Raw genomic sequence first — 14,829 nt, forward strand, 5'->3', positions numbered from 1 at the left:
AATAACAAATATGCCGAATTAACCGCATCGCTACAAGGACTTTTTAAGATTAAGGGAATGATGGTTTACTTCTTAAGCAAAGATCCTTCTGACTCGAATCTCGTTATCGGCCAAAAGCTGTATAAATTAACGAAAATAGCGAATTGCCGCTCAAAAATTAACGTCGGTGAACGTTAAATCTTGAGGGGTTAGTAATAAGGAATTTGTTGCTTGAATTCAGAAATATCGTTAATTGTTCTTTCTCTTACATGTGGGATGGCTTCGTATTTACCCCGCGAAAACAGAATAAGTTCGCCACAGTATTGGCGTTCGGCGAGCTTTTCTGCAAAAGCGAGAATTTCTTCAAAACCAAGCTGCTTTATCCGCTCAGCCAGTTTTGTATTTCTATCGAAACCGAAATCCTGGGTGCCTAAGCTTACCCAAAGACGCTGTGACTTCATTGATAATGTCAGATCGCGTTCTTCCAACTGCTTAATTAGATTTTGTTGGATATTGGGCCAGTAAAAGCGATAAAACTCTATTTCACGCAGTTGCTGAAACAAAAAGGTAGTGGTCGCGTCGAGGAGGTGTTTTGGGCTGCACTGCGGGCTTTGAATATAAAACGCCATGCCTGGATGTTGGTTGTGGGGCACGTACCCCGTTCCCACAATATAGCCTAATTGTTGCTCGGTTCTCAGTGCATTGAAGAAAGGTGCGGCGAGCATTTGCTCTAAAACCATACATAACGCAGTATCGGTCAAATCAGGCGAGGGCGCTTGCAAATACAATACTATTGCTGCGTCATCATGATCGCACACAACTTCGTGGTAAAGACTCTTGCCTACAGGCAATTTAGATACAGCGCGGGAGAGTGCTTCGCCCCCTGCATTTTTGTTGCGATGTCCAACGGCTTGGGCAAACGCATTAGCCTCTTCGCTTGTCCAGTTTCCGTGCATAAACGCTTCTACAAAATAACGACTAAACGCCGCTTCTCTGTAGTGTAATAGCTGCTCGTAGCTAATATTTCCTACTACATCTAATAGTTCTACTGGGGCTTGAGTGTTGCGCTGTATCAATACACTCAATCGCGAAAACAAACGGTTTGTGGGTTTGTTTAGCAATGAATTCTGTAAACTTTGCGTTTGTAATGCCTTGTGGTGTTCAAAAACACGCTCGTCGGGAACATAGCTTTTTACCGCCTCAAGCAATTGGTCCGCTAACAACGTCTGTTGATTTGTAAAACCTCGAGTATGCAGCGTAAAGCCCGCTTGATGACCATAAATTCTATAATGCAAACCAGCAATTTCTGCACGATAGTACTTAGCCTGCAAGAAATCATTTAGCGCCCCTAGCCATATTCGCTTGGCGGCCACCGATTCAAGCGTGTCAGAAAAACTAGCGGCATCGAACGACATGTAGATATCGCCTTTAGGGCTATGAAATTGTTGGTCTTGCGCGAACCAAAAACGAAAGTCTTTATCATCGATAAGCTTGTTTGGTGAGTTATAGCCTTGCTCTGGCAATATTAACTGGTATTCCTCCCCTAGGTAGGGGTTCGGCGGAGGCAGACGGAGCGCTTCTATGGTGTGTGTCTCGCAAAGCGCATCGAGCAGTGTACTCTCCATTTTTTCTACGTGATATTCCGCCATATAAAAGGCGCACACATTTGTGGTCTTTAGGCTTTTTGAAATCAGTTTTACTCGCATGTTCTGTGGAGTGAAGTATGACAAAGCATGTTCCAACACACTCTGGTCGTAATCGCCGATGGTCGACCGTAAAATACCAATCTCATCAGGTGAAAAAATGAAAAGATGCTGGGCGTATTCTGACACCATAGATAGTGGTTTCACATTCTCTTCATACTCGAGCGCCAACGCGTTGAGCTTTGCTTTTTCGTTGTATCGCCAAGCTTGAGTTGTTGCATCTTTGATCAATGCAATGTAGCTAAACAGTGCCTTTAGAATTTCGGACTTATTGTCTAAACCCTTCTGTGTTAGCTGAAAACTAACGTTAAAGTCTTTAAATTGATCTCCCTCGATACCAGAGCTAAGCGATCAGGTTTAACGCCCAATCTTTATTTTTCAAATAGGCTAATAAACTACCTTCACCTTCATCACCAATAAGATGACTTATATAGTTCAGCGGCTTACTTCTAAAATCATTTTGAAGAGCGGGAAGCGCAAAAGTTACAATCATCCGCTTTGCATCTTGCAATGGATGAATGTTGATTTGTACGCCTAACTCTTTTTCGGTATACAGCGTAGGCCAATTGTCGTTTGCAACAGAGCCTTGTTCCATAGAGCCAAAACATTGATTTATCAACGCTTCAATATGCTCCAAGGGCATAGGGCTGGCAATACATAAACACATATTTTCAGCGCAATAAAATGTGTTGTGAAGGGAACGTAATCGCCGTTTTAGTTCATGAACAGCGTGTTTCGAGAAAATGTCACTATTGCCCACAGAAAACTTTGCGAAAGGATGCTCAGGGTTACAGGTTTCCTTATGAATTTGATAAAGGCGTCGAAGGTCGTCTTTCTTTTTAAACTCGAATTCCGCATGAATGTTGTTTATCTCTTTGCTTAACGAGTCTTCTTCAAATAAGGGTTGCCTGAGCATGTCTGCAAATGCAGGTAACGTCTGAGCGAGTGCATCGCCAGCACAGTTAAAATGGTAGTTCGTGTATTCAGTCCCTGTCCAGGCATTAATTGAGCCGCCGTGCTGTTCAATAAAACCATTAATTGCATTGGGCTTAGGTAGGTGGCGACTTCCCATGAATAGCATATGTTCAAGTAAATGCGCCAAACCCTGACAGTCTATAGGATCATAAAAATGTCCGGCTCGAACAGCCATCGAAACATAAGATTCATGTGCTGTTGGTGTGTGACAGAGCATAGCACGTAAGCCGTTAGGCAGAGTGATGTGGTGCGCATTTTCAAAGTTTATTGTGTTGCTCACGTTGTCTCAATGTAGTTATGGACGCCTTGCTGCCGTGGCGAAATTGTAGTTAGTGCTCGCGAAACAACTGAAAATGGATAAATTTTTCACTATTCAGCGTTTATCGCTATGCGTGATTACTGCTCTCTGATATCGTTACCATACTTTCATTAATACTATGCGCAATGTTATGTCAGGTCAAAGTAGCAACGACGACATTTATTTGTTTATTATGCGTCACGGTGAGGCAGAAACGCCTCGGTTAGACGACAAAAGTAGACAATTGACCCAGGTTGGTCGAGAGCAATCCAAGGCAGCTGCAGCATGGCTGAAATTACACTACTGCGAGAATGGGCAGATTGATCTCGCTCTCGTCAGTCCTTATCGACGCGCCAAACAAACTCACGATATGGTGTCTTTAGACATTGTCGCTAACAAAATAGAAAGTAGCGAAGACATTATTCCTGAAGGTTCGCCGAAAATTGTGAGCGACTACATTGACGCCCGCATTCACGCGGCGGCAAATGCAAAAAAACCTATCCGTTCTATGCTGCTTGTCAGTCACATGCCGTTTGTCAGTTACTTGGTTGATGAGCTGTGTCAGTCATATACGACGAGCTTATTTTCTACTGCATCTATTGCGGTAATAAAATATTCATTAAGCGCACACAAAGGCACCTTAGTTACCCATTACCAAGGGCTTTAAATCAGTACTTCTTTTATTATTTAAATAGACGCTTTTTTTACAAAAAAACGTCAAGTAAATTTCTCAACGGTCGATAGCAATTTTGAGAGTGTCAGAATTATTCTATTGAAGGGTTGGGAAATGGATAGCAAATCTATTCCTGAGCTCCTTAAGCGTTCGCTTCAGTCCCATATGGCTGAGGCTGATTTGCGTGAAGACGAGGAGACGCAGGATATTATTGCGAAGTTGTCTGTATTGTCAGACAAAGTTGCAGAAGCGAAAGCGAAAGCGCTGGCCAAAAGAGCACAGCGCCTTGTTGACGATGCTTAGTTGAGTTTTTCTATTCCGTTTTCTCTTGGAGGAACATAAAACTCTGGCATGATCCTCACGGTTTTTATCATATTCTCTGTTATATCAACGATTTCTAACGGGTATCCCGCCAAACGCACGCTTACCTTGTTTTCTGGAATATCTTCAAGATACTCAAGCAAAAGCCCGTTGAGTGTTTTTGGTCCCTCTGTTGGCAAATTCCAGTCCATTTCTTTGTTTAGCTCTCTGACGTTAGCACTTCCGTCTACGAGTACAGAGCCGTCCTGCTGAACATGCGCTTCTTTACTGTGATCTGGGACCATACTAGTAGTAAAGTCGCCAATGATTTCTTCCAAAATATCTTCAAGCGTCACTAGACCCATGATATCGCCGTATTCATCAACAACGAGGGCAATGCGTTCTTTCTCTGCTTGAAATTTGTACATTAGCGTATGCAGAGGTGTAGATTCAGGCGTGTAGTAAATTTCTCTAACCGCGCGCAATAGACTCGATTTAGTAAACTGATCTTTAGAAAGCAATCGCAACGCATCTCTCACGTGAACAAAGCCTACGGCATCATCAATGCTGTCTCGATACAACAAAACGCGGGTATGCTGAGCGTGAGTCAGTGACTTTTGGATTTTTTTCCAATCATCGTTGATGTCTATCGCAAAAATTTCAGCGCGAGGCACCATAATATCTTCCGCGGTCACGCTCTCTAAGTCGAGAATACTGACCAACATATCTTGGTGTTTTTTCGGAATCATCGTACCTGCTTCGAATACCACAGTACGCAATTCTTCACGACTTAATGAGTCATCACTGCCGTTAGCTGGGCTTATACGCAATAGCGCTAATATACCGTTTGTTATGCCGTTGATTGCCGCCACAAACGGATAAAGTAGCGTTAACAACGGAAGTAGGATGATAGAGCTAGGAAACGCCACTTTTTCAGGATACAACGCCGCCAATGTTTTAGGTGTTACCTCGGCGAAAATAAGTAGTACCAATGTAAGTCCAAACGTAGCTGCAAAGAGTCCCCAGTAGTCCCCGAACAACCGTATGCATAATATGGTAGCCAATGACGAGGCAGCAATATTTACAAGGTTGTTGCCTATTAAAATAAGGCCAATGAGGCGGTCTGGTCTGTCGAGAAGTTTCGCTACGCGAATAGCAGAGCGGTTACCTTCGCCTTGAAGGTGTTTAAGTCGATAACGGTTTATCGACATCATTCCAGTTTCAGAACTAGAAAAATACGCAGATAGTAGTATGAGTACGCCGAGCGCGATAAACAGCGTACTCGTTGATATGTCGTCCAATTAAGGGGTTCCTGTCTTGATCTAGCCTTCAAATGTAGTAATTTGAGTTCATTGTTTCAAGCGAAAAATGTCGATATGAGGCTAATTGCTTAGAAAACGTAACATTAAAGCAAGCTAGGTAATTTTAAAGAATAAGTTCTCTTACAAGTTTACTGCCAAAGTAGGCAAGAGATAACAAAATAACGCCGACAACGGTCATCACAATGACCTGCCTGCCTCTCCATCCTCGTAACTTTTGGCCGACAAGCAGTATCAAAAATACGACTAGCGCTGCAAGCGAGAGTGCGGTTTTGTGAGCATATGTTTTGTTAAACATATCGTCTAAAAACAGAAAACCACTTAACAACGACACGGTAAGAAGCGATGTTCCCGCCAGCAAAAGTTTAAATAAGATGCCTTCTACCAGCATAAGTGGCGGCAGCGAAGAATGCAGCAGCGAAGCTCCTTTTTGTTTTAACCTATATGTGATGTATGACATTTGTAGCGCATACAGAAATGCGATTACCAATGTACAATATGCAAAAAGCGACAAGCTAATGTGTACAACTAAACCTGGCTGCAACTCTATGTGCATTATGTAGGAGACTGGTATAAAGGTAGCTGCTAACACGGCGATACCTGCAAAACCGAATACCACGGGCAGCAAAATAAGATTTGGTATTGCGCGCGCGAAAACCAGCATTGAGACAGTTATTATCCACGAGACGAGCGATAGCACGTTTGTTACGCTCATGTCTTGTCCTGGCGCGACCATTATCACATTTACCAAAAACGCAATGTGCGCGATAGCACCAACGCTTGCCAACGACAAACCGAGGCGTTTATTGGGGCCCTCATGGTGTACAAACTTACCAATTAACACTGCGGCAGCTAAGGCGTACAAAAAGGCAGCGGAAATGGCAAAAAGGGTGTTCATGTTACGTCCTGTGATGTGATAGTGAGAATAGTCACCGTAAGAGTCGGTATTGATACTGCAACTTGAAAGTAAATTCAACCATCTACTTGATTTTGTTTGTTTCAGACCTCAACTAGAACACCTTGTGGGTGGAGAGCTCAGAATTTAAAATTTAACGCCAAATGCGGGTACGTTACGCGCCGCTTTTACGATACAATGTACGCATTACGTCTGAAATAAAAAGAAGTTTCATACTATGTTTGAAAATTTATCCGAACGCTTAGGCCAGACATTACGCAATGTTAGTGGCAAAGGGCGTCTTACCGAAGACAATATAAAAGAAACGCTGCGCGAAGTGCGCATGGCGTTGCTTGAAGCTGATGTTGCTTTGCCAGTAGTTAAAGCGTTCGTTGCTCAAGTAAAAGAGCGTGCAGTAGGCACGGAAGTTACTAAGAGTCTTAAGCCAGGCCAGGTTTTTATTAAGATTGTCCAGTCTGAACTAGAGTCAGTGATGGGTGAGGCGAATGAAAAGCTGAACTTGGCAACGCAACCTCCAGCGGTTGTTCTTATGGCTGGTCTCCAAGGTGCGGGTAAAACAACCTCTGTAGGTAAGTTGGCCAAGTACCTTACCGAGCGTGAGAAGAAAAAGGTTATGGTGGTCAGTGCCGACGTATATCGTCCGGCAGCGATTAAACAGCTTGAAACGTTAGCAAGCGAAGTTGACGTTGCGTTCCACCCTTCAACTATTCTGCAGCAGCCTATTGATATCGTTAATGATGCAATCGCCGAAGCGAAGAAGAACTTCTTTGACGTGTTGCTAGTGGATACTGCGGGTCGTTTACATGTCGACAGCGATATGATGGACGAGATCAAAGAGTTACACGCCGCAGTTAAGCCAGTAGAAACCTTGTTTGTGGTTGATGCCATGACGGGACAAGATGCGGCAAATACGGCGAAAGCCTTTAATGACGCGTTGCCACTAACCTATGTTATCCTGACCAAAGCGGATGGTGATGCGCGCGGTGGTGCGGCACTGTCAGTGCGCCATATTACCGGCAAACCGATAAAGTTTATTGGTATGGGTGAAAAGGTTGATGCGTTAGAGCCATTCCACCCAGAGCGTATTGCGTCTCGTATTCTTGGTATGGGTGACGTGCTTAGCCTTATTGAAGAGGTTGAGCGCAAAGTTGATAAGTCAAAAGCTGAGAAGCTTGCCAAAAAAGTTCAAAAAGGCAAAGGCTTCGACCTGCAAGACTTTAAAGATCAATTAGAGCAAATGAAGAACATGGGCGGCATGATGGGTATGCTAGACAAGCTGCCTGGCATGGGCGGTATGTCTGACAAAATTAAAGATCAGGCAAACGACAAGCAGTTTAACCAAATGGAAGCCATTATTAATTCCATGACGCCTAGCTGAACGTGCGCGCCCAGATATGATCAAGGGTTCTCGAAAGCGTCGTATCGCTGCGGGTTCTGGTACCCAGATCCAAGACGTTAACCGCTTGTTGAAGCAGTTTACGCAAATGCAGAAAATGATGAAAAAAATGTCGGGCGGCGGCATGAAGAAAATGATGCGCCAAATGAAGGGCATGATGCCTCCGGGTGGTGGCTTTGGAGGCCCAGGTGGTCCAGGTGGCCCGGGCGGATTCGGCGGCCCTGGTGGGTTCGGCGGTGGTGGTGGATTCCCACCACGTTAAAGAATTACCGCTCAGCTTAACAGTGGTTAAAAACCTCAATCGCAGCAATGCATTGAGGTTTTTTTATTTTTTTGCATCCAGTACCCCTCATCAAACGTTTGGCTTGTTGAACAGGACGTGAGCAGTACTTCTCGCATTGTGCGTTGAAGTAACGTCTCTTCACGAATCAACAAGTACGGAGATGAAGATGGAATTCAACAAAACATCACAACAAAAATTAAAACTATCATTACTCGCTACTGCTATGGCGTTCTCTTTAAGTGCCTGCGATGGTGATGACGGCGCCGATGGTATGAACGGAGTAGATGGAATTAACGGCGTACCCGGGCAAGATGGTGCTCCAGGTCAAGACGGAACTCCGGGCTTTGCTTCAGCCACTTTTTTAGTAGCAAATAATGGCGATGAAAACCGTAATACGGTTACCTCTATCGACCAAAACGCGAACGTGTTATCAACAGTAACAACAGGGGCCAACGAGGGGATTGTATTCACTCAGGGTGGAACGTTAGTGCAAGCTGGCGATAGTGATTTACCATTACTGAGAACGCAATGTAATTTTGATGCTCAAGCTGATTACATGATGAATGCAGGACACGAGATAACAGGCGCAACTACCGGGCTAGTTAATCCTAAAGGTATTACTTTTGCACAGAGCTCGGGTTTAATCATGGTAGCTGATTTCAATGGTCAAAAGGTAAGTGTTTTTGGAAGTCAAGCGGCAGGGAATGTTGCACCGATAGCTGAAATAATGACATCTGCAAAACCGTGGGACGTGGCTTATGACGAACAAAGCGATAGATTATTTGTAGCACTGACCGATGGTACATTAGCAGTATACGATAACGTCGCCGGATCTAATTTTGCGCCTTCTGTTATGCGCTCTGTAGTACCTTCCGATGCAGATGGAAATCAAATTTCGATTAATCTGCATGGTATTGTCTACGAGCCTATGTCTAATCGTATGGTGTTGTTTGATGTGGGTGATGCCGCTGTTGCCGATGATGGTCAAATTTTTGTCCTAGATAATGTTTCTTCGGCAGATGGGGCTGTCGTACCAAGCAGAGTGATTAACGGCGCGTCCACCCAGCTTGGTAATCCGGTGGATATTGTTCTTACGGGCTCTGACCTACGTGTAGCAGATAAGTCAAATGACGCTATTTTGGTGTTCTCAAATATTTTTAACGGTGCTAGTGGTGACGTTTCACCAACGCTATCAACGCCTTCTGTAAAACCAGAGTCGTTGGCCGAGCTAACTCCGCTCGATGAGATAAAGGATGCTTCAGACGACGGCATAACTACCATGCCCATAATGGGCCTTGCGGTATCAAGTAACCCCTCAAGTGACAGTGCAACAACAGGACAAGTAGCGCAATACAGTGCCGTTTTATCCAGTGAGTTAAGCACCTTCGACGCTAACATGAGCATTGAGAGCGCAGCATTCACAGCAAGTGGCGACGGTGTGATTACATTTGATAATGTGGATACTTCGACAGGTGGTTTACTTGTGGTAAATCGACTTAAAAGCACGCGAGACGGTATGGTATTTAGCGACAGTTTCGACCACATGATAGTGGGTAGCGAAACAGGTCTTGTTGCCCCTAAAGGGCTAGATATCGCCTCAAAAGCCGGCGTTGTATTTGTTGCTGACGTCAACGAAACTACACCCGCTGTGCGCGTGTTTTCACCTTGTGCGTCAGGCAGCGTCGCACCTCTGTTAACGCTCGAAGCCAACAACGGGGCGCGTCCTTGGGACGTGGACTATGACCCATCGACAGATAGCGCTTACTTGGCTTTGACCAACGGTTCAGTAGCGGTGTTTGAAGAAGTGTTGCGTAAAATGGAGAGTGGTGAAACCGTTATTACTGGTGAAGATAGACTGATTATTCCAGCGAGTGGGGGAGCAGCGTTTCCTGCGCCAACCAACATACATGGCATAGACTATGACACCCAAAGCGATAGCCTAGTTATTTCCGATGTGGGCAGCGCAGCAGATGCTACTGACGGGAAACTGTATGTCATACCCGGAGCGGGAGGTGCTGATGGCTTAACTGATGTATCGGTGAATATTGCTGGACCGAACTCAATGTTGGGTAATCCAGTGGACTTAATGCTTAGCAATGGTCACGTCTACGTAGCGGAAAAGTCAAATGGTATGATCCTGCGGTTTGACAATATTATAAACTCAGCTTCAGGGGATATCGCACCGACTTTCAACATGATGTACCCATCACCCGAGTCGGTTCATGTGTTGTCAGTGAAGTAAGAGATGTCTGTAGTAATTGCCGCAGCGGTACGTATTTATCGCCTAGCTTACTAAGGTAATTCAGTAGTCAAAATGTCGGCACGTTCAGAGTAGTCACGAACGTGCCACTTATCTTTTTTCCACTTTGTCGTCGAAACTCTGGTCCTCCAACACTAGCCTTTCCCTTTTTTGATGTTTACTGGTTTGCGATAGTGTACTTTGTAGCCAACAAGTAATAGTGCATCTGTCCAAGCGCGTAATTTCATAATACACTGACGTGCTACATCGTGCGCGTGTGCTCGCTTTCTATCAGATATGCAACTTTCTCCATATCGAAGCAGGTACAGTTTTGTGCTGTGTGAGCTTTCATACGGCAGAGTTATTGATACAGGAACACTATGGCAGGCTTAAAACGTATTATTCTTATCGACACCCACTTGCCAGGCGTTGTCGAATTAAAGCTTGATGGACATACCAATATTTGTGGTACCAATGCGTCGGGTAAAACCACGCTTCAACGACTTATACCCGTGTTCTATGGGGAATACCCTAGTCGAGTAGTACCAGCAACCCGCGACAGTTTCGAGCGTTGGTACTTACCCCGTTTGTCGAGTTTTATTATATATGAGTATACACGTGCTGAAGGCGATCTATGCCAGGCCGTACTTAGCTCAAACGGTACCGGTGTTAATTACCGTTTGGTAGGTAAGCCGTTTGATATCAATGATTACCTTATTGAACAAAAAAACGGTAAGCACGCCAGTGTCAGTAGTGCAGAGTTAGCGCGCGCTATGAAGCGCAATAACATTATGGTAACGAGCCTGCTCAATACCAAAGATTTTCGCGCCATTATTCAAAATGATCATGGCGTGTTGAATCAAAGCAACAATGCCAGGGAGTTGTTGGGCTACGCAAAAATCTTCAGCCTATGTGAGCCGTCAAAGCACATGCGCCACATAGAAAAGTTGGCCAAGGCGGTGCATTCCAAAGAAGGCAAGATGGAAACCATAAAAGCGATGATAGCCGCTATTTTGGAGGAAGATGGCGTAACACCGCCTACGTCGGGCTTAAGCCGCAACCGTGTAGATGACTGGATCAAAGAATGCCACCTTATAAAGCAGTTCGATAAAATTCGCCCAGAGTTTTCGAAATTAGAACAAGCTGATATGGCGCTGACCAGCACAGAGCAGGTACTTGCTAACCTCAAACATAGCTTTGAACTTGATAAAACCTATTTGGCTGCGCGTGTCGAAACCACCAAAAATGGGCTGGATGAAAACAGCTTTCAGCGTAAGCAAACTGACAGTGAATGGGGCGACACCCGCGACCACTTAAATCAGGTCATTTCATCAGCCCGTGCAGATGTAGAAAAGTTTACTAGTGAGCTTGATACTGTCGAGCGCGAATTTGACAAATGGCAAGACGAAAACATTGAGCAGCTTAAAGAAGACGTAGCCAATCTATCGCAATGGCAAAATGAAAAGTCTTTAGCTGATAGCCGCTACATATTGCTTACTGAGAAGCACCAAGATATTGAATCGGCATATAATAAGCGTTTGGCCGAGTTGGGTGAAAGACTCTCGATCACACTGGAAGAGATGTCTGCTGCACGTCAAGAAGCAGCAGAAAACAAAGCCGAGCAACAGCAAAATGAACGCGAAGCGCTGAGCCGAATTCGCGATGACTACAGTGGCCAGTTAAATGCGCTACAAAATGACTTTCAACAAAATACCAATGCGCTAAAGGTCACTGAGGCCGAACTGAAAGCGTCATTATCAAACGCCGGTTATAACGAATTCGAGCAATCACAGCTAGACATTCTAGATGCTGCTATTAAAGAAGCTTCAATAAACGAAGATGCAGCGAGAGCAGAACTTCGTCAAGCTCAACAAATACATAGTAAAGCCGTTGAATTTCGAAAAGAATGTTCAAGTGCGCTAGATAAAGCCCGGCATGCATTTCAAAACGAAGAAAAAGCCGTTAATAAGATTAATGGCTTACTTTATCCCGGTGAGGGAGCGCTGTTAGAATTTCTACGAGCCAACGTGGATGATTGGGAGCTCTCGTTAGGTAAAGTCATTCGTCCAGAATTACTGGAACGCACTGATTTGGCCCCAAGTATGGAAGGGACAAATGAGACATTCATGGGGGTTAAGCTTGCCCTTTCAGAGCTTGACACACCAGAATACGCGCAAACAGAGCAAGCCCTAAAGCAACAGCTTCAAGAAGCAGAAGTACGTCAAGCCGCTGCGCTCGCTGCACAAAATGAGTGTGAGCAACGACTGGCTAAAGCTAATGAAGATGTGCGTAATGCTGAGCTTATTGTTACCCAAAAAGACAACGCAGTAAAAAGTGCAGAGGCAAGCCGTAAGCGTGCCCAGCAAGATCGCGACACTGTGCTTAGCGAGTATCAACAGGCACTGTCAGCACGCAAGCAAAAGGCAAAGACTAAACTTGAAGCCAATCAACAGGCGCAAAACCAAGCGAAAGCACAATTTGAGCTAAGTCGCGACGAGATTAAAGATCAACAGCGCGAGGCAGAGACTGAGCACAAGTTTCATTGGCAACAACTTATTGCCGATAGCGAAGCGCGCATATCGCAACTTGATAGCGATATGAAAAAAGCCAAAGACAACGCTGCGCAAGACCGACAGGATATGCAGGACTGGCTAGAAAGCGAGTTGAATAACCGTGGTGTTGATGTCGATGAAATTGGTCAGCTTAAGAAGCAAATCAATAAACTCAAGGAAGATATTGCACGCACTGAAACGCACCGCCATAAGGTTGCCGATTACGAGCGTTGGTATACCAATGTATTCACTAAGCAAAAAGTCATTTGGCAAGAAGGGCTGTCTAAGTCGCGAAAACTTCTTGGCGAATCGGAGCGCAATTTGGCCAGCAAGCAAAGTGCGTATAAGACAGCGCGAGAGCAGCTGCAAGAGCAGCACACACAGCTAGAGCAAACACAGAAAACGGCCACCGAGCACTTAGAACAAGTGAAAGCGCTTAGCAAGTCATTGGCAAAGCTGACGCTGCATGCAGGAGATGAAATCTCAGATATCAAACACGATGATGTGAGCATTGGGCAGCGTATTTCAGAAGTGCAAAGCCAGCTGCAAGAGCGCGAAAACCTGCTGAGTGATATACGTGCTTATGTAGAGCGTTTCGATCAGCTTATTGCTGCACAAGCCGGAACCGGGCTGTCTGACACATGGGAGCGGGCACGAGAGGAGTGTGCAACGCTTAACGCCCATGGGGTTAAGAGCTTTGATCACCGCCGAATGGTATCGCACCTTGCCCAACTTCTTAACGTGATTGTGCCGCAAAAGCTTCAAGGCTTACGTGAGCAAGGCCGTATTTTTGGTGCAGACCTCTCGCAGTACTATTTTGTACTGGCTGATATCGATAAGCGAATTGTGTCTCAGAGTCGACGTATTACTCAGGAAGTTGATGGCGAATTGTTCCTTGACGGAGTTTCAGACTCGGCAGTGAAAATTCGCTCTCGCATCAGTGAACTTGAGTTTTGGCCTGAGCTTGAACAGTTTAGAAAGCTCTACGAGCACTGGATGGAAGAGGGCGCTAATGAACTACCAGAAGAAGAATATGGACAAAGTATGCGCCGTGTTCTTGATATTCTTGGTCGCGCCGCGCTTACAGGCGGAATTAGTAAATTGTTAGACATTGAATTACACCTTCGAGAAGGTAACAGCGACCTGGTTATTCGCACAGACCGTCAGCTTAATGAATCATCGAGTCATGGTATGGCATACCTGATTTTATGTAAGTTCCTGTTGGCCTTCACGCGCTTGCTGCGTGGGGACGCTGAAGCTACCGTTCATTGGCCTATTGATGAGCTAGGTACACTACACCAAAGCAATGTTAAAAAGATTTTTGATGCGTGTCAGAACAACAATATCAGCGTTGTGGGTGCTTTCCCTAACCCAGAGTCAGAAGTACTGACGTTGTTTGAAAACCGCTATCTTATTGACAAAGTGACACGCCAGCTTCAAGTGGTGCAGCCAAAAGCCAGCACGATTGCAGCACGTATTAAAGCGCGAAAAAATGAAGCAGCAGGTGAGGAGACATCAGCATGATGACAGAACAAGGCCGTGTACTTAGTGCACTTTTACAAGGCGCGTTTATTTGTCAGGTGACCGATGAAGAGGCGTGGCGTTTTCTAAAAAGTCGCGACAAAGCCGCACAACTTGAGCCGCATCTTGCGCTGCTTAACCGAACCTTATCGACCACCGCAGAAGGTGACGTTTTCTTTGCAAGCTACCTAACCATTGGTGAGAGTGAGCGCAAAGTACTGACTCAGCAGTTTCAGGATACGGCGTCAAACCTAGTACCGTTGGTGGAGTGGTTGTTGCTTGTACAGCAAGCCAATGAATCTGATATGCCGATCACAATGGGCAGCGCCATTCGTTTGAATGAGCTGCAAACAACCATTGAAGATACGCCAGCCTATGCAGAGCAGCTAGAAAAAATTTCGCGCTATCGCATGTTCGGCTCTACCAGTGTGAATTTAGATGGTCAGCTTAAGCAAGTATTTAAGCGATTGACGGAAATGGGGTATCTGATAAAACCCAACCCAGATAAGCAGATTTATTTGGGTACGGGCAAAATAGAGCACCTTTACGAGATGCTGCGATTTATCGATGAAACCGAAGCCCTAAGCTTGTCTGAGCAAGCGGAGGCCGCTATTTCGCAAGGTAGCTTGATATGAGTCAGGTGCTAATACAAGTTTAAGCACTAAATTGCTTAAC

9 protein-coding genes and 1 pseudogene are annotated in these 14,829 nt (G+C 45.1%); 6 read left to right on the forward strand and 4 right to left on the reverse strand.

Going from position 1 to position 14,829, the window contains the following annotated elements; translation table 11 throughout:
* Positions 1–188: 188 nt before the first annotated feature.
* Both V6N89_RS06405 and V6N89_RS06410 read right to left on the reverse strand, forming a co-directional pair.
* Positions 189–1,913 (reverse strand): insulinase family protein, encoded by a 1,725-nt coding sequence (locus tag V6N89_RS06405; RefSeq protein ID WP_338516861.1) that lies wholly within the window; start codon positions 1,911–1,913, stop codon positions 189–191.
* Positions 1,914–2,025: 112 nt separating this feature from the next.
* A complete protein-coding gene (locus tag V6N89_RS06410) occupies positions 2,026–2,937 on the reverse strand; it encodes an insulinase family protein (RefSeq protein WP_346993554.1) in 912 nt (303 codons plus the stop codon).
* Between the two features lie 169 nt (positions 2,938–3,106).
* On the opposite strand from V6N89_RS06410, the gene sixA reads away from it, so the two are divergent.
* The gene (gene sixA / locus V6N89_RS06415; RefSeq protein WP_338516863.1) at positions 3,107–3,622 is read left to right on the forward strand and encodes a phosphohistidine phosphatase SixA; all 516 of its coding nucleotides are present in this window, start codon (positions 3,107–3,109) and stop codon (positions 3,620–3,622) included.
* Positions 3,623–3,742: 120 nt separating this feature from the next.
* Positions 3,743–3,931 carry a hypothetical protein gene (locus V6N89_RS06420; RefSeq protein ID WP_338516864.1) on the forward strand — a complete coding sequence of 63 codons (189 nt, stop codon included), beginning with the start codon at positions 3,743–3,745 and terminating at the stop codon, positions 3,929–3,931.
* Here V6N89_RS06420 and V6N89_RS06425 read toward each other — a convergent pair.
* Both V6N89_RS06425 and V6N89_RS06430 read right to left on the reverse strand, forming a co-directional pair.
* Entirely contained in the window at positions 3,928–5,229 is a 1,302-nt protein-coding gene (locus V6N89_RS06425; protein ID WP_338516865.1) for an HlyC/CorC family transporter, read from the reverse strand. The two genes, V6N89_RS06420 and V6N89_RS06425, sit on opposite strands and share 4 nt — an antisense overlap.
* Before the next feature lie 124 nt (positions 5,230–5,353).
* On the reverse strand, positions 5,354–6,145 hold the full coding sequence (locus tag V6N89_RS06430) for a cytochrome C assembly family protein (RefSeq protein ID WP_338520232.1): 792 nt from the start codon (positions 6,143–6,145) through the stop codon (positions 5,354–5,356).
* 235 nt (positions 6,146–6,380) lie between these two features.
* On the opposite strand from V6N89_RS06430, the pseudogene ffh reads away from it, so the two are divergent.
* The 4 genes and pseudogenes from ffh to V6N89_RS06450 all read left to right on the forward strand — a co-directional run bounded on the left by ffh (position 6,381) and on the right by V6N89_RS06450 (position 14,789).
* Positions 6,381–7,821, forward strand: a pseudogene (gene ffh, locus V6N89_RS06435) (signal recognition particle protein).
* 187 nt (positions 7,822–8,008) lie between these two features.
* Entirely contained in the window at positions 8,009–10,084 is a 2,076-nt protein-coding gene (locus V6N89_RS06440) for a hypothetical protein (RefSeq protein ID WP_346993555.1), read from the forward strand.
* 377 nt (positions 10,085–10,461) lie between these two features.
* Complete coding sequence (locus V6N89_RS06445; protein WP_346993556.1) at positions 10,462–14,157, forward strand: ATP-binding protein; 3,696 nt, start codon at positions 10,462–10,464, stop codon at positions 14,155–14,157.
* The gene (locus V6N89_RS06450) at positions 14,154–14,789 is read left to right on the forward strand and encodes a condensin complex protein MksE (RefSeq protein ID WP_338516868.1); all 636 of its coding nucleotides are present in this window, start codon (positions 14,154–14,156) and stop codon (positions 14,787–14,789) included. The genes V6N89_RS06445 and V6N89_RS06450 overlap by 4 nt, the downstream gene beginning before the upstream one ends.
* Positions 14,790–14,829: the final 40 nt, after the last annotated feature.

It is taken from the genome of Alteromonas gracilis, from assembly GCF_036870955.2.
Classification (GTDB): domain Bacteria; phylum Pseudomonadota; class Gammaproteobacteria; order Enterobacterales; family Alteromonadaceae; genus Alteromonas; species Alteromonas gracilis_A.

Coding starts and splice junctions, on each gene's coding strand:
- sixA (WP_338516863.1), top strand. CDS start 3,107: ATGTCAGGTCAAAGTAGCAACGACGACATTTATTTGTTTATTATGCGT.
- V6N89_RS06420 (WP_338516864.1), top strand. CDS start 3,743: ATGGATAGCAAATCTATTCCTGAGCTCCTTAAGCGTTCGCTTCAGTCC.
- V6N89_RS06430 (WP_338520232.1), bottom strand. CDS start 6,145: ATGAACACCCTTTTTGCCATTTCCGCTGCCTTTTTGTACGCCTTAGCT.
- V6N89_RS06440 (WP_346993555.1), top strand. CDS start 8,009: ATGGAATTCAACAAAACATCACAACAAAAATTAAAACTATCATTACTC.
- V6N89_RS06445 (WP_346993556.1), top strand. CDS start 10,462: ATGGCAGGCTTAAAACGTATTATTCTTATCGACACCCACTTGCCAGGC.
- V6N89_RS06450 (WP_338516868.1), top strand. CDS start 14,154: ATGATGACAGAACAAGGCCGTGTACTTAGTGCACTTTTACAAGGCGCG.